The sequence below is a fragment of the Fimbriimonadaceae bacterium genome (genome assembly GCA_023957775.1).
Classification (GTDB): domain Bacteria; phylum Armatimonadota; class Fimbriimonadia; order Fimbriimonadales; family Fimbriimonadaceae; genus JAMLGR01.
Window position 1 is genome coordinate 91,088 of the sequence record JAMLGR010000011.1, and the last position, 15,946, is coordinate 107,033.

13 protein-coding genes are annotated in these 15,946 nt (G+C 64.9%); 3 read left to right on the plus strand and 10 right to left on the minus strand.

The genetic code is table 11. The annotated features are described in order from the left end of the window. Window positions 1-166: 166 nt before the first annotated feature. Window positions 167-1,558 carry a hypothetical protein gene (locus M9921_10575; GenBank protein ID MCO5297290.1) on the plus strand — a complete coding sequence of 464 codons (1,392 nt, stop codon included), beginning with the start codon at window positions 167-169 and terminating at the stop codon, window positions 1,556-1,558. 83 nt (window positions 1,559-1,641) lie between these two features. Here M9921_10575 and M9921_10580 read toward each other — a convergent pair whose 3' ends face one another. The 3 genes from M9921_10580 to M9921_10590 form a co-directional block, all read right to left on the minus strand. Next, window positions 1,642-2,304 carry a DUF1080 domain-containing protein gene (locus tag M9921_10580; protein ID MCO5297291.1) on the minus strand — a complete coding sequence of 221 codons (663 nt, stop codon included), beginning with the start codon at window positions 2,302-2,304 and terminating at the stop codon, window positions 1,642-1,644. 80 nt (window positions 2,305-2,384) lie between these two features. Next, window positions 2,385-2,738: a hypothetical protein gene (locus M9921_10585; protein ID MCO5297292.1), complete on the minus strand. Its 354-nt coding sequence runs from the start codon at window positions 2,736-2,738 to the stop codon at window positions 2,385-2,387. A gap of 9 nt (window positions 2,739-2,747) precedes the next feature. Then, window positions 2,748-3,656, minus strand: coding sequence for a pirin family protein (locus tag M9921_10590; protein ID MCO5297293.1), 909 nt, complete (start codon window positions 3,654-3,656; stop codon window positions 2,748-2,750). Window positions 3,657-3,773: 117 nt separating this feature from the next. Here M9921_10590 and M9921_10595 point away from each other — a divergent pair, with 117 nt between their 5' ends. Continuing rightward, window positions 3,774-4,619 carry a DMT family transporter gene (locus tag M9921_10595; protein MCO5297294.1) on the plus strand — a complete coding sequence of 282 codons (846 nt, stop codon included), beginning with the start codon at window positions 3,774-3,776 and terminating at the stop codon, window positions 4,617-4,619. 152 nt (window positions 4,620-4,771) lie between these two features. Here the strand turns inward: M9921_10595 and M9921_10600 are convergent, their stop codons facing one another. Next, on the minus strand, window positions 4,772-5,143 hold the full coding sequence (locus M9921_10600; GenBank protein MCO5297295.1) for a copper amine oxidase N-terminal domain-containing protein: 372 nt from the start codon (window positions 5,141-5,143) through the stop codon (window positions 4,772-4,774). Window positions 5,144-5,217: 74 nt separating this feature from the next. Between M9921_10600 and M9921_10605 the strand changes: the two genes are divergently transcribed. Further along, complete coding sequence (locus tag M9921_10605; protein ID MCO5297296.1) at window positions 5,218-6,873, plus strand: serine hydrolase; 1,656 nt, start codon at window positions 5,218-5,220, stop codon at window positions 6,871-6,873. Window positions 6,874-6,961: 88 nt separating this feature from the next. On the opposite strand, the gene M9921_10610 is transcribed toward M9921_10605, so the two are convergent. Genes M9921_10610 through M9921_10635 form a run of 6 tightly spaced genes read right to left on the minus strand, consistent with a single transcriptional unit; the run spans window position 6,962 to window position 15,920 of the window. Beyond that, window positions 6,962-8,428 carry a PQQ-dependent sugar dehydrogenase gene (locus M9921_10610; protein ID MCO5297297.1) on the minus strand — a complete coding sequence of 489 codons (1,467 nt, stop codon included), beginning with the start codon at window positions 8,426-8,428 and terminating at the stop codon, window positions 6,962-6,964. A gap of 30 nt (window positions 8,429-8,458) precedes the next feature. Next, the gene (locus M9921_10615) at window positions 8,459-10,612 is read right to left on the minus strand and encodes a ferredoxin (GenBank protein ID MCO5297298.1); all 2,154 of its coding nucleotides are present in this window, start codon (window positions 10,610-10,612) and stop codon (window positions 8,459-8,461) included. Between the two features lie 13 nt (window positions 10,613-10,625). Continuing rightward, on the minus strand, window positions 10,626-11,612 hold the full coding sequence (locus tag M9921_10620) for a thiamine pyrophosphate-dependent enzyme (protein ID MCO5297299.1): 987 nt from the start codon (window positions 11,610-11,612) through the stop codon (window positions 10,626-10,628). Window positions 11,613-11,622: 10 nt separating this feature from the next. After that, window positions 11,623-13,578 (minus strand): 2-oxoacid:acceptor oxidoreductase subunit alpha, encoded by a 1,956-nt coding sequence (locus M9921_10625; GenBank protein ID MCO5297300.1) that lies wholly within the window; start codon window positions 13,576-13,578, stop codon window positions 11,623-11,625. Then, a complete protein-coding gene (gene gltA, locus M9921_10630; protein ID MCO5297301.1) occupies window positions 13,556-15,049 on the minus strand; it encodes an NADPH-dependent glutamate synthase in 1,494 nt (497 codons plus the stop codon). Before gltA ends, M9921_10625 begins: the two co-directional genes overlap by 23 nt. Continuing rightward, the gene (locus M9921_10635; GenBank protein MCO5297302.1) at window positions 15,042-15,920 is read right to left on the minus strand and encodes a sulfide/dihydroorotate dehydrogenase-like FAD/NAD-binding protein; all 879 of its coding nucleotides are present in this window, start codon (window positions 15,918-15,920) and stop codon (window positions 15,042-15,044) included. Before M9921_10635 ends, gltA begins: the two co-directional genes overlap by 8 nt. Window positions 15,921-15,946: the final 26 nt, after the last annotated feature.

A 15,946-nucleotide genomic window follows, 5' to 3' on the forward strand; every position in this document is an offset into this window, starting at 1 on the left:
TCCATGATGGATGTTAGCAAGGGGGTTTGTGAACCCCCGCGGCGAGAGATCCTCCTGGAGGCCCTGGAACGATCGGTTGCCATTGTGTCCATTTGTTGCTATCTTGTTGGGGGATCGAAACTCTTATCCAAATGGTGCAATAGTGCGGAGTTGCTCGTATCGTTCATTGAAGTTCGTAGTCGGCTTCCTCTTCCTGTTCGTCTGGCTGGGAGGCTGCGGGGGCAATTCGGGTTGTCCCAACAACGACGATCCCGTGACAAATCTCGAGATCGCCTACAGGCTTATCATTGACGACTGGGTGGTCAAGCCGGGCGATGCCTTTGAAGTCCAACTCGAACTGAAGGAGCCGACCCCGGAGTTCTTGCAAGTGGCCCACTCGATTCGGGTGACGCACGACTCGCCCTCCATTGGCACATCCCCGTGGCTGGCCAACTACCCCGGCGGCACGAACTGGCCGCAGTACGAGATGTTCAACACCTCCGTCGAGCTGGGCGCGCCGGACCACGTCATCCACTTCCAGGTCCAGATTCTCGACGCCAACGGGAACGACCTCAACGATCTCGACCCCAAGTACCACTACTCGGGAAGTGACGGTCTCTTGAACGTCAGGACGCCGGACGCGTCGGACTACGACATCCACCTCCAGGGCAACGCCCAGCACTTTCTGGATTGGAACCCCTACAAGCTGCATCTGGCCGTCGCCAACATTCCGGACGACACGCATCACCTGCGGGTCCTGCCGGGTGGTTCTGGGCTGAACTCGGTCCAGGTGCCGGTGGGAGACGTGCTCGACGGGCAAACGACCGTCGACTTCAACCTCCCGCAAGGCTCGACGACGTTTTCCGTCCGCTGGGAGTACCTCGACGGTCGCGTGATTCGATTTGGCAACCATGACCAGATGGTCGTCGACACTCAGGCCGGAGGAGGTCCCCAGGCCACGATCAGTTGGGACCCTTGGATACTCAAGCCCGGTGAACAGGCGACGGTGACGATCCGGTTCGCGGCTCCCTGCAACCAGGACAGCACCTACCAGTTCGTCTCAGGCACGGCGACGTTCCAACCCAGCGAGATCCAGATTCCGGCCGGCCAAACGGAAGCAAGCTTGACGATGATCGAGAATGGTTCGCGGTTCGGCAGATTTACCGTCTTTTCGACCGCAGCTTGCCACAGCTTCAATGGGAACTACGATTACTTCTGTTTGCCCGCCGGGACCGACGCGTTCCAGAGGTTCTACGGCCCGGTGGTGAGCAACCGAGGGGCCCACGGCAATCTGGAGATCAACGGTCAGTACTCCATCCTTGGCGACGCTGGGGCGATGCACAACGACGCGAGTTGGGTGTTCACCTACATCCAAGACGGACCCATCTACTTGGTCGCCCATGTCACGACCCCTGGATTCCCACATGTGGGGACCTTCCAGGGCCCCGACGGCCAATACCAGTACGACCTTCGGCCGTATTCCACGGCTCCCTATGCCAACCAACTGTTGGGAACTCTGCGCTTGATTCGGCCCGACGCCACCGACGAGACGTTCACGTTCAGCCTTCCCAAGGAGTAGCTCGACCGACACGAAGGGTCGCGGTTGCGGTGCCTTCAAGGAATCGTCGCGGAGGAGGTCTCTCCCCCGGCTGGGTTCCCGAGCTACTGTTTGATGGGACGAATCTTGATGTTGCGGAACGAGACGACCCCATGGTCGCCTTGGATCGCGATGCGGCCGATCCGCTTCGATGCGAACATCTCGTGCTCGGCGAATTTGCTTTTGGCGACTCGGGCCTTGAAGTCGTCGCTGTCAAGCACGAAATCGTAGTACTTCACGCCGTTCACATCGGTCTCGCAGTGTTTCGGGGTGACGAGCAGGCGGATCTCGTTCCACTCGCCCACGGGCTTGGTCGAGTCCTTGTCGGAGCTGTAGAGCTGGTACAACCAGCCAGACTTCTGGGCCGCTTCGTTCGCCCCGTTGTCGTAGATCTGCACCTCGGGGCCGCTGTGCCAGGTGGCCTCTCCCGTGTCCTGCACGTGGAACATGATCCCGCTGTTGCCGCCCGGGGTGAGTTTGAAGTCGACGATCAGCTCGAACCAGTCGTATTGGTCGTCGGTGACGATGTCTCCGGCCTTGCCCGGGTCTTCGGAGGTGAGCGCGCCATCCTTGACGACCCAGCCGGATCCGATCCCCTCCTTCATGAAGTTGTGCCAACCATGGGTGGTCTTTCCGTCGAACAGGAGCTTCCACCCCGCTTTGACCTCCGCGTCGGAGAGCGTGTTGGGAGCTTGGAGGGCGATGAGTGCGACGAGGGCCGTGAGCATGGTTCCATTGTGCACCTTGGAGGCGCGCAGAGGGAAGGGTGTTGCACGCAAGGAACACAAAGGGCGCAAGGGGAGGGGTTTCACGCTCTTAGAATCTTGAGGATCAGGGTTGCGAATTCGGGGTCCTTGAGGTCGAGCACGAGGTCCGCGCCGGCGCCGTACGCGTCGAGGATCTCATCGAAGTCCGGGTCGATCTTCGCCACGATGACCATCGCGTGAGCCAGGGTCGGCTCGGCGCGCACTTCGGAAAGTGCCCCGAGACGGCCGAACTCGGGTTCCTCGAAAGGGACGACGAGGGCCGAGACGCTTGGGCTCTTCATCTCCATCCATGCCGCTCGAACAGACTCGAAGCGTCGTACGTCGAGACCCTTGCGGCGGATGCCCCTGGCGATGTGGTGCGAGAGAAACTCGTCGGGATACACCACGATGAGCATGCACCGAGTCTAGCGCGTGTCGGCCGCCTCCAAGAAGGTGCCTTCGTTCAGATCTTTGATCGCCCGCTTGATTTCGTCGTTCGTGTTCATCACGATCGGGCCGTACCAGGCGACGGGCTCTTTGAGCGGCTTGCCCGAGACCAACAGGAACCGCAATCCCTCTTCGCCCGCCTGCACCACGATCTCGTCGCCGCTCGAAAACTGCACGAGAGAGCGGTTCTTCACCTCCGAGGGCTGGATCGAACCGTCGATCCCCTCGGTGGGCACGGGTTGGGGATCGGAAGCGTTGGCGAACACGCCTTCGCCCGCAAAGACGTACGCGAACGCCTGGCGGCGGGTGTCCATGGGCAGCACCTTGCGCACCCCAGGGGGAATGGAGACGTCGAGGTAGATCGGGTCGGCGGCGATGCCGTCCACCGAGCCGCGCTTGCCCCAAAAATCGCCGGCCACGACGCGCACTTTGGTGCCGTCGTCGTCGATCACTTCTGGGATCTCCGCGGACTTGATCTCCTGGTAGTGGGGGGCCGTCATCTTGAGTGACGAGGGGAGGTTGGCCCAGAGCTGGAACCCATGCATGCGTCCCTGGGCGTCGCCTTTGGGCATCTCTTGGTGGATGATCCCGCGCCCGGCGGTCATCCACTGGATGTCGCCCGCTTCGATCGCCCCCCGGTTGCCCATCGAGTCGCCGTGCTCGACGGTTCCGGCGAGCACGTAGGTGATCGTCTCGATGCCGCGATGGGGATGCCACGGGAACCCAGCCAGATACTGGTCCGGATCGTCGTTGCGGAAGTCGTCGAGGAGCAGGAAGGGGTCGAACGCGTTGGTCTCGTGGAAGCCAAATGCCCGTTGAAGGTGCACCCCGGCACCCTCCAGGGTCGGCTTGGTCTGGATCACACGCTCGACGGGTCGGATGGACATGGTTTATTCGACGCACGCGCAAGGCTTCGTGTTGCGACCGTCCCGTTTCCCGACTCCCGACTCCCGATTCCCGTCCCCCGACTCCCGATTCCCGTCCCCCTGAGGTACGTTCAGCGGGTGTCACCCCGCACGTTGGCGCTTGTGGCTCTCACCTTGGTCGCGTTCGCGTCGAACTCGCTGCTGTGCCGACTTGCGCTGCGCGATGGGGCGATCGACTGGGCCAGCTTTACGTCGATTCGCCTTGCTTCGGGTGCGGTCGCGCTGTGGATTCTGGTGGCCGTTCCGCGGCGGAGGTCTCCGCTCGCGGAAGGGTCGGCCCGAATGGCGGGCGCACTCGTTCTCTATGCCGTCGCGTTCTCGTTCGCGTATCTGGAGCTCAACGCGGGAACCGGCGCGCTGGTCCTGTTCGGCGCGGTGCAGGCCACCATGATCGCCGCGGGGATCGTCGGCGGGGAGCGACCCACCGCGTGGGAGTGGCTGGGGCTCGCGGGTGCTGTGGGAGGTTTGGTGTACCTCGTTTCCCCCGGGTTGGAGGCGCCGGATCCCCTGGGTGCGGCGTCGATGGCCATGGCCGGCGTCGCGTGGGGCTTCTACTCCCTGTGGGGCCGCGGCGTGCCTCAACCAGGAGCCGCCACCGCCGGGAACTTTGTGCGCGCGGCCCCGTTTGGACTGATCCCCCTGGCTCTGCTCGCGCGCCAACTCCACGTGACGTCCGAAGGAGTTTTGCTTGCTGCAGTATCCGGCGCCTTCACCTCGGGCGTCGGCTATGTGATCTGGTATCAGGCGCTGCGTGGATTGACCGCGACGCGGGCCGCGGTGGTGCAGTTGGCCGTCCCGATCGTCGCAGCGTTCGGCGGGGTGTTGTTGCTCGGAGAGTCGCTGACGTGGCGCCTGGGACTCGCATCGGTCGTGACGCTGGGTGGTGTGGGAATCGCCGTGTTCGGCAGAAGCCGTAGACGGTAACACTGCGGCATGCGCAGGAGGTTCGCCCCAGTGGCGATGGCTGGAAAGCGGATGGCGGCCGGCTGCAATCCATCGGGTTCCACGCCCGCTGGACGGGCGTGATGAAACTTGCCTCCGAAGGTGTCCGCTCAAAGAGGCCGATGACTCGATGCCTAGCGGGGCGGGGCGTCGATGTGGACCGTGCGCCCGTCCGGATCCCACCGGACGGTGGCTCCCAGGGTCTCGCTGATGAATCGGATCGGGACCAACAGGCGTCCCTCGACCACCTTGACCCCTTGATCGATGGCTCGGGTCTGGCCGTTCACCGTCACCGTGCGGTCCGCGATGGACATCTCGATGTGCAGGGTGTCCTTGTCGATGGTCACGGCGGTGACCAGCGGTGTCCACTCGACGCGCGCGCCCATCTTCTCGAACACGCCCCGCACCGGGACCAGCACCCGCGAGTGGGCGATGAGCGGCTGCTGGTCGGGGAAGGTGACCCGCTCTTGGTTGACGTAGACGTCGATGGGTGGAAGAAACAGCATGGCTGAGCCTTACTACGCCCGCTCCAGCGGATATCGCGGGTTTGCAACGGTATTCTCGCGCCATGGTGAGACCCATGGCTCTCCTGGCCACCCTGTCAATCGCTATGGTCGCCCTTGCCGGGCCCGGTCCGCTCGATGCGCGCCAGACGCGGCTGATCGACCTGGCCCTCCACCCTTACGCCCAGCCCGACGCCCCGGGCGCTGTCGTCGGTGTGGTTCGGGGCGGCAAATTCCTCTATCGCAAAGGCGTCGGCATGGCGGACCTCGAGCGGAACGTGAAGCTCACTCCAGAGCACGTGTTCTTCGTCGCCTCGGTCAGCAAGCAGTTCACGGCGACGTGCGTGCTGCTGCTCGAGGAGCAGGGAAAGCTGAAGCTGAGCGATCCGGTGCGCAAGTACGTCCCCGAACTGCCCCACTACGACCCCGAACCCACGATCCAGCACCTGCTCAACCACTCGAGCGGCATCCGCGATTACTACAGCCTCAACGAGCTGAAGGGGATCGACATCGAGTCGTACTACACCGATGCCGACATCCTCTCCCTGATCTGCCGCCAGAAGGAGCTGAACTTCAAGCCCGGCGACCAGTACTCCTACTCCAACTCGGGATACTTCCTGCTCAAGACGATCGTGGAGCGCGTCTCCAAGCAGAGCATCCAGCAGTTCAGCCACGAGCAGATCTTCGAGCCCCTCGGCATGAGCCATACGCGGTACCAGGACGGTGTGGGCATGCTCGTCCCGGGGCGCGCCCTCGCCTATGGCGGCTCGATCGAAGGCGGGTTCGCCAACGCGCACAACAGCGACGCCGTGGTGGGCACGCGCGGCCTCTTGACGACCATCGACGACTTCCAGAAGTGGTTCGACAACTTCAAGCACAACAAGCTGGGCAAGGGCAAGCAAGAGCTGATCGCCCGACTCACGACCCCGCAGAAGTTCAACGACGGCACGCCTATGACCTACGCCTGCGGGTTGATCGTGCGAGACATCCGCGGAGTGAAGCGGATCGCGCACACCGGGTTCTTCGCCGGCTATCGAACGCGGGTGAACTACTATCCGGACTCCGACACGATGAGCTTCGTGTTCTGCAACTCCTACGCGATCGATCCGGACGCCCTCTCCGACAAGATCGAGGCGATCGTTCTGGCCGACCAGTTTGAAAAGCCGAAGCCTCCCGAGAAGCCGCGGGAAGCGAAACCGGTTCCCGTAGAGCCCGCCTCCCTGCTGCCGCTGGTGGGGCTCTATCTCGACGCGGAGTCGAACGCGCTCCTCGAGGTGACCCTGGGCGAGGCGGGCCTCGTGCTGGTCGACGATGCGGCCGTCCAGAAGCGTCTCGTCGCCGAAGGCGCCGACCGCTTCTACGAGCCCACCAAGGGAGAAGAGGTCGCGATCGTGTCCCGCAACGGGCGCCCCGTCGGGTTCACCGTGAAGCCGCCAGAGGGGAAAGCCCGCACCTTCGAGCGCCAGGTGCGCGTGACGTACGACGCAAAGGCCCTCGAGAAGTTTGCTGGCACCTACGAGTCGGAAGAGGTGGGGGCCGAGCACCAGATCGTGATGGAGGACGGTGCGTTGGTGCTCAAGGTGTACGACGACAAGCACACCCTCAAGGCGCTGCCCAACGGGGATTTCACATGCCCCCTGGGCCGGGTCTCCTTCGCCCCCGACGCAAGTTCGTACGTCGTGTACGGAGGCCGGGTCAAACGCATGCCGTTCCAACGAAAACGCGACCCCTAGCGGAAAGGGTGCCACGCCCGCTTGACGGGCGTGCTGAGAGCCATTGCGGAAAGGGTGCCACGCCCGCTTGACGGGCGTGAGTTCCCAGCTAGTCCGTGGGGACGAGGCGGATGATCTTGTCCGGCTGGTTCAGGATCACGTAGAGGTTCCCGTCGGGGCCGAAGGCGACGTCCCGCACACGCCCCATGCCGTGGAGGATCTCCTCGCGGTCGTAGAATTCGCCGTCCTTCATGCGAAGGCGGTCGACGTTGGCGCCTGCCAGGCCTCCGGCGAAGAGGTCGCCCTTCCACTTCGCAAAGGCCTTGCCTCGGCACACGTCGAGCCCGCAGGCGCCGATCGACGGCAGCCAGCGGAACACGTGCATCGTGAAATCCTGGTCGCCCGTCGGCCAGGGGAGCACGAAGGGCGAGTCGTTGTAGTTGATTGAAGTCGAGATCACCGGCCAGCCGTAGTTGTGGCCCTTCTGGATCAGGTTGACCTCGTCGCCGCCGCGCGGACCGTGCTCGGTGTCCCAGAGGTTGCCGTCGAGGTCGAACACCAGCCCCTGCGGGTTTCGGTGGCCGAGGGTCCACATCGGGTTGCCCGGGTAGGGGTTGTCGGAAGGGATGCTGCCGTCCTCGTTGAGGCGCATGATCTTGCCGTAGGGGGTCGTCGGGTCCTGCGCCCGCATGTTCGTGCCCCGCTCACCCACCGAGAAGAAGATGTGGCCCTTGCCGTCGAACACGACCTCGGTGCCGAAGTGGATGCCCGCGCCGGAGTAGAACTTCTGGTCCGCCTCGTAGATGGTCTGCTCGGCCGTCCACTTCGCACCGCCGTTGGAAAAGTCGATCTTGCCGCGCACGATCTTCGTGAGCGCTTCCCTGTTCCCGGATTTCGCCTGGTCGGCGATCCCGAGGTAGATCCAGCCGTTCTTGGCGTAGTCCGGGTGCGGCGCCACCTCGAGGAGTCCGCCTTGGCCGAGTTCGATGCTCGGGGGAATCCCGTCCACCTTGGTCAGGGTCCCCTTGTCGATCACAAAGAGCACGCCGGGGCGGTTGGTGACGAGCGCGCGCCCGTCGGGGAGCCAGTCGATGGACCACGGGGTGGAGAGTCCCTTCCCCGAGTCGACGAAGTCTTCGATGCGGTAGCTGTGAAGGTCGGTCTTCACCACGCCGTTCACCGGCCGCGTCGAGCCGGTCTCGGCGCGCAGCGCCTTGGCCTGCAGCTCGCGGATGTGGACGACGAGCGCCCAGATCTCCCGGTCGGTCAGCGTTGGCCCGTACGCCTCCATCCCCATGTCCTTCCGTCCGTTCTTGATCGTGTCGAAGTAAATCCGATCGTTGTCCTGGTCGAATCGCCCCCACGTGTTGAAGCTGTGGGCGCCTGCACCACCACCCTCGCCGTTCACGCCGTGGCACTTGGCGCACGTGTCGTTGTAGAGCTGGGTGACGTTGCGCGCTTGGCCGGCTTCGGAAGGTCCTCCGCCCGTCGGGTCGGCCGGATCGGAGGGGGCGAAGGAGCATGCGGCGGCGAGGCTGGAGGCCGCCAGTGCGAAAAGAAGTTGTCGGGCGATCACGCTAGGGAAGGTACCCGCTCGCTCCGGTGTCTACGCAAAGACCTTGGCCCGCTCCAGCAACTCCTCCAATCCGGGCTCGTCGGGATTGCGCGGCTTTCCAGGGTGGATGATCGCCACCTGGCAGCTTTCCGCCGCCTCGACGAGCTGCCGGAAGGTGCCTGCATCGGGGTCGGCGATGTAGGCCTGCTTGTTCTCGTTGTAGGCGAACATCTTCGCGTTGACCTGGGTGCACTCGTTGCAGCTCGTGCACCGCGCCGTCTCGATGTAGGGATCGTCCGTTTGCGGCGTCTCGACGGGTTCGACGGGCTCCTCCGGAGTCGCCGGCTCGGGGGAGGCGGGCACTACCTCGGAGGATTCCACAGAAGGGATTGCTTGGGCCTCCCAAGCGTGGCGCTCGGCCTCGAGCAGCCGTTGGGCATGCGAATTGTGGATGCCCCCCAACTCCTGCAGGCTGCGCCACATGCCGAGGCAACGCCGCCCCTCGCGCAGCAGCCGTTGGTCGGCCAGCACCTTGTGCAGCCGATCGTCTCCGTCGACGAGCATCACGTACGGCACCTGATCCGGGAGGCCCTTGGATTCGCGCGCCAACGCGTCCGGCGCCGTCATCATCGTGCCGTTCCACCGCTCCCGATCGACGCGCGCGAAGTGGTTGGCGAACCGAAGGTCGCATGCCGCAAAGTCGAGGAAGGTGAAGGCGAGCTCCTCTTCCACGCGCTGCATGTCGGCACCCTCGTACGAGAAACGATGAACGGGCCAATCCAACTCGGGCTGGGGATTGTCGTCGAGGCGGAACCGCGTCGCCCAGTCGCCTCCGCCGAACGGGTCGTACACAAAGGCGGGAAACGCCCGGGACTCCGTCGCCGCCGCCGCCACCAAATAGGGAGGAATCGGGCCGTGCGAGCCTCCGGCGCCGGAGTACACGCTGAACAGGGCCGGTCCCGGCGCGGCAATGCCCTTGGCGAGGCGATTGCGCATCGCCGGAAGGCTTGAGGCGCCGGCTTGGAGCACGAACACGTCGCTGAGGCTCAGCGCGGTGGAGACCAGGTGCCGGTTGTGGAGCCCGAAGGCGAGGTGCTCGTCGCCGGCGCGGTCTCCTCCCAAGAGGTCGTCGGTTTGGATCACGATCTTCATGGGGAGGCCCATGGCGAGCATTTCGACGAGACGCGCGTTCTCCGGCGCCTTCATCTTCCCCGAATTCACGCACACGAGGTAATCCGGAAACGAGTCGAGGTCCGAGGGGTCCAGGCCGTTGGCCCCGAAGTCTGCGAAGAGCGGCTCATGCCACGACTCGCGGTACTCCCCCCGGACCTCCAGGTCCGCGATAGCCATCGCGCGGGCGAGTTCGATGGCGTGGGGAAGCCGATCGTGGTACGCCTCCAAGGCCGCGGACGCGCTCTCGAAGACAAACTCGTAGGGCTGGGCACCGCCGTCGGAACTGGGATAGAAGCGCTGCCCGCGGAGGACCTCCAGAAGCGACTCGATCCGCTGCCGTCTCGCTTCGGGCAGGGCTTCGACGGGTGCATTGCGGGCAAGTGTCCGCGAAAGCGCGTCGAAGTCGAACGCCGACTCGAAGCTCGAACCGATCGAGGCTTTGAGGTTTGCTGGGCTGCGGCCTGCTTCCGAGCGGACGAAGTCCGCCCGGAGGATTTCGGACAGCCGGAGCACGAGGCGCTCCACCTCGGCCCGGAGGGCGCGGCCCTTTCGCGTGTGCGCCGCGCGCCAAAGGTGGGCGAACAGCCGGGACGGCATCGCGCGATCGCAATCCACCACGGGGCCGTCGGCTCCGAGCGCAGCGCGAAGCGATTCCGCATTCTTCGCGAACACCTCGTCCCGTTCGAGCACGAGGCGGGCGATCGACTTCTGCACCAACTCCGAGAGGTCGCCCTGTGCACCTCCGGCGACTCGGGTGCGCACGTCTAGCTCGATGGCGCGGGCGTGGTGGACCAGTTGGCTTCGGTCGGCGTCTTCAGGAAAGCCTGCCAGGGCCCGGTCGAACAGCTCGGAGAGGCTCAACACCTCGTTTGGGGCGAGTACCAGAGGGAAGTCGTAGCGCAGGTTCGTTAGGTCCCGGAAGCGCGCGAACAAGGCGGGTCGAAGGTCGCCCGCCTGGAGGGGCTGGACTCCCGGCGCGTCGATGCGGCCGGTGAGATGAAACGTCAGTTGGGCTTGTCGATCGGTTTCCATGGCGGCTCCGTGGTCAGGCGTTGGATCCTCCCTCGCTGCCTTGCGGCCAAACGGTGAACTTGTCGAACTCGCGGTCCAGCCCCTCCTGAACCATGCGGGCCGTGCGCAGCCTCTTGTCGCTCCTCAGGTTCTCGTACAGCGGGGCATCGGGGTTGTGATAGAGGATGCCGACGGGAATTGGGTCGCCCGCGGAGGCGATCTCGCGTGCGCGGTCGATGTTCGCCGGATCGTGTTCTTCCTGCCGCGAGTACACGCGGGATAGGTCGGCGTCGAACGTCAATCCGTTCTCGTGCTTGAGCAATAGGACCCGCTGGGGATCGTGCAGCCAAGGGTCCATGTTCTTGGGCAGCCACTCCGGACAGCGCTGCACGATGCGCACGAACGAGAAGCCCTGGTGGCGGTAGGCGGCCAGCAGAATCTGGTAGAGGACCTCGGGAATCCAGTCCACGGCCTGGGCCACGAACGACGCGCTATGCACGCCCAACGTGACCGAAAGCGGGTTCATCGCGCCCAGATACGAGCCCCGGGGCGTCGTGTTGGTCACCAGGCCGAGGGGAGAGGTGGGGGAGGCCTGCATCTTGGTGAGGCCGTAGATCTGGTTGTCGTGCAGCATCACCGTCAGGTTCATGTTGTAGCGAAGGGCGTGCAGCCAGTGCGCGGCGCCGATGCTGCAACAATCGCCGTCCCCGGTGCTGACGAACACGTCCAGATCGGGACGCGCCATCTTGATCCCCTCTGCAATCGGAAGCGCACGGCCGTGGATGCCGTGGAACCCGTACGTGTTCATGTAGTGGGGCAGGCGGCTCGAGCATCCGATGCCCGAGACGAACACGGTCTTCTCGGGGCGCAAGGCTTCATCGCGGCACAGTCTCTGCACGGCGGCGAGGATCGCGTTGTCGCCGCAGCCCGTGCACCAGCGGGGCACGCCCTTTTGGTAGTCCTCGAGGTCGAATCGTTCTTCGACCATCCGCAGCAGACATTCGGTGGGTGCGTTGTGCATCGTCTCCTCGCTAGGCCTTCTTGAGCTTCTCCAAAAGCACTTGGCGTATCGTGTTGGGCTTGATCGGCTGACCCCGGACCTCGCTCCAGCAGTCCACGGCGATCAGGGTGCGCGCGCGCAGCAGCATGGCGAGCGCGGAGTAGCGGCGGTTGCTCTCGTCGATGATCGAGTCCTCCAAACGGTCGCTCCAGTTGCCCTCGATCGTCATCACCTGGTGGAAGCGCTGAAGGATCTCCTTGATCCCCTTCGGCATGGGTTGGATGAAGGTCAGATGAAGCGACGACACCTTGTGTCCCTCTTCTTGTAGCTGCCCCACGGCCTCTTCGATCGCACCCTTCGTGCTGCCCCATCCCACCACGAGGAGATCGCCCTTGGGGGGGCCGAACACCGGCGGAGTCTTCAGCGTCCGTTGAAGCGCGGCGAGCTTCAGGCTCCGGGCGCGCAGGCTACGCTCGTTGGTGTCCGAATCGTAGGCCACGTGGCTCAACTCGTCGTGGGCCAGCCCGGTCAACGTGTGGGTGCCTCCTGCCTGCCCAGGCAAGAACCGCCGCGCGAGACCCGTTTCAGGGTCCCAGTCGTACGGCTTCGAGCCGGGCTCGATCGGCGTCTGGTCGATCGGTGGGGCCATCCAATCTTCTTGGAATGACGGCCGTGGGAAGGGCTGCTGCGACGTGGCCAGCGTGGCGTCGGAGAGGATCGCCACCACCATGTTGAACGTCTCCGCGATCTTGCGGGCGGCGATCACGGAGTAGAAGCAGTCCTCGATCGTCGCAGGCGCCATGACGACCTTGGGCGCGTCGCCGTGACTTCCGAACATGGTCGTGAGGAGATCGCCCTGCTCGGTCTTCGTGGGCTGCCCGGTACTGGGACCGCCACGTTGCACGTTGACCACGACCAAGGGGATTTCGCCCATCACGGCCAACCCGATGGCCTCCTGCTTGAGCGAGTATCCGGGGCCGGAGGTCACGGTGACCGTGCATTTGCCCGCGTACGAGGCGCCGATGGCGAATGCGCAGGCGGCGATCTCGTCCTCGGCCTGGTGCACCAGGCCGCCGACCTTGTCGAACGCCTCGCTCAAGTAGTGCGAAACCGAGGTCGCCGGGGTGATCGGGTACATCGCGCAGATCTCCATCCCCGAGGCGAGCACCCCGAGCGCCAGGGCCGTGTTCCCGTTCACGACGATCTGGGGCTCCGTCGCGCGGACGGCTGGGATCTTGTACTGGAAGTCGAGGTTCCGCTCGGCCCACGTGTAGCCCGCCTCCAGGAGATCGAGGTTCTTGTCGATGACCGCCTGGGTCTTCTTGCGGAAGGTGAGCGCGACCTGGTCGCGCGCGAGCTCCATGTCGAAGCTGTAGATGTTGCAGAGCATGCCCAGGACGAACATGTTCTTGCCCTTGCGCGCATCCGAGACGTGCCGCAGGCACTCCTGCTCCATCGGGATCTCGATCACCCGGTAACCGGCTGCGACGAGGCGTTGGACCGTGTCCATGTAGGACGCCGCGACGCTGGGATTCGGGTCGTCGCGCCACATGCTCTCCAGCAGGATCGTCGAGCCCGGTTTCAGTTCGCGGGAGTGGATGCGCCCAAGCAAGACCTGCTCGTTAAACGCCACGACGAGATCCGTCTCGTTGCCGCCGTTGGTCACGCGTTTGGCGCCCACACGGATGCGGTTGCCGCTCGCCCCCGCGACGCTGCGCGCCGGGGGACGAATCTCGGCGGGAATGATCTCGACCGTCCACACCCCGTTGCCGGTGCGCGCCGCGATGGCGCCGAACGATTGGCCGCAACGCTGGGCGCCCTCGCCCGAGTCGCTGATGACCTCGACGATGTGCTCCTGAAGCGTCACGACCGTCCGGCGCGGTGACTTGCGGCCCTTGGGGGCCACGTGTTGACCGTTTCCGTTGGTCGAGGGCGCGGGCGTGTCGAGCTTCGCTCGGCGGGTTTTAGGCGAGGCGGATTCGGGCAAAGTTCTGCTCCCTGGTGTCGATTCCAAACAAGGTGGGGGCGTCTTCCTTCCCGTCGTCGAGCGGGTCGCGAAGCCCCAGATACGACTTGATGCTCCGGGCCGCCTTGCGGCCGGCCCCCATGGCCTCGATGACCGTGGCCGCTCCGGTCACGATGTCGCCCCCGGCGTAGACGCCCGCCAGCGACGTGGCCAACGAGTCGTCCGCCCGGAGGTAGCCCCACTTGTTGAGCTCCAGCCGAGACGTCTGGCCGATGATGGGGTTCGCGTTGGTTCCGATCGCGAACACGACCTGGTCGCACTCGATCTCGAACTCGCTTCCTTCGACCGGCACGGGGCGGCGTCTTCCCGAGTCGTCGGGCTCTCCCAACTCCATGCGCACGCAGGTCATCCCACGCACGCTGCCTTCGCCGTCGTCGAGGACCTCCACCGGATTGGTGAGCCAGTGGAACGCGATCCCCTCCTGTTCGGCATGGTGCACCTCCTCCGCGCGAGCCGGCGCCTCGGCCTTGGAGCGGCGATAGACGCACGACACCTGCTCCGCGCCCAACCGCAGGCACACGCGCAGGGCGTCCATGGCCGTGTTGCCCGCGCCCACCACCGCGACCCGCTTGCCCAGGGGCAGCGGGGTGTCCACGTTGGGGAAGTTGCGGGCGCCCATCAGGTTGCAGCGGGTCAGCAACTCGTTCGCCGAGAGCACGCCGTTCAGCGAGTCCCCGGGGATACCGAGCATCGAGGGATAGCCCGCGCCCGTTCCGATGAACACAGCGTGGAAGCCCATCTCGTCGATCATCTGCTCGATCGTGAACAGTCGGCCGACGAGCGTGTTGCACTCGAACTCGACCCCGAGTTTCTTGAGGTTCTCGATCTCGGCGTCCACCACCGAATTGGGAAGACGGAAGTCGGGGATGCCGTAGCGGAGTACGCCGCCGGGCTCGTGGAACGCCTCGAACACGGTCACCGCGCAACCCGCTTTTGCCAGGTCGGCGGCACAGGCCATCCCGGCTGGGCCGGAACCGACGACGCCGATCTTGAATCCGTTGGGCTCCGTGTAGGGGAGGTTGGCCCAGCCGCCGGAGATGGCGCGGTCGCCGACGAACCGCTCGAGGCGACCGATCGCGACGGGTTCGAGCGATTCGCCCACCACGCACACGCCTTCGCACTGGTTCTCCTGCGGGCACACGCGCCCGCACACGGCTGGCAAGAGGTTGGTCGCCGCGATCGTGTCGTACGCCCCTCGGAAGTCGCGCTCCCCCACCTGGCGGATGAACGTGGGGATGTCGATGCTCACCGGGCACCCGGAGATGCAAAGCGGCTCGGGGCAGAAGAGGCAGCGCTCGGTTTCCAGGATCGCCTCGGCCTCGGTGTAGCCGCAGTTCACCTCTTCGAAGTTCCTGGCGCGCTCCTTCGGATCGAGTTCGCGAACCGGGGTCCGCGTTTGCGGGATGCTCCGGATCGTTCGTTTCTTAGCCATCGTCCGCCTCCTTGCGCATGCGGCACGTCTCGCTCCAGCGCTCCATTGCAACGCGCTCCTCTTCGGCGTAACGTTTGAGCCGCATCGTCAAGTCGTCGAAGTCCACCTGATGGCCGTCGAAATCGGGGCCGTCCACACACGCGAACAGCACCTTGCCGCCAACCTTGACCCGGCACCCGCCGCACATGCCGGTCCCGTCGACCATGATCGGGTTCAGGCTCACGACCGTCTTGATGCCGTGGGGCCGGGTCACTTCGGCGCAAGCGCGCATCATCATCGGCGGTCCGATCGCGACGACTTCGTCGATGTCGTTGTGGCGGTCGATCGCCGCTCGGATGCCGTCGCTCACAAACCCCTTGAGTCCGGCGGAGCCGTCGTCGGTGCACAGAATCAGCTCGTCGCAGATCTCGCGGAAGCGGTCTTCCCAAAAGACGAGGTCCTTCGTGCGGAATCCGAGCACCCCGATCACTTGGGCTCCCGCCTCCTTGAATCCGCGCGCCTGTGGGAAGACCGGCGCCACGCCCAGACCTCCGCCGACGCACACGACCTTCTTGTGCCCCTTCAGCGGACTCGGGACGCCCATGGGACCGGCCAGTCCGTGGAGCGTCGTTCCGACCTGGCAGGTCTGCTGCATGGCTCGGGTCGTCTTGCCCACGGCTTGGATCACGAGGGTGATCGTCCCCCTCTCCCGATCGAAGTCCGCGATCGTCAAGGGAATGCGCTCGCCTCCGGCGTGCGACATCACGATCACGAACTGGCCCGGTTGCGCGGCCTTGGCCATCAGGGGGTGGTGGACTTCCAGCATGTACGTGACGTCGGAGTAATCCTCGCGCGTCACGATCTCGAACTTGGATGATGGTTCGGTTTTCAAGGGCCTATCTACTTGGCGCTTCCGTG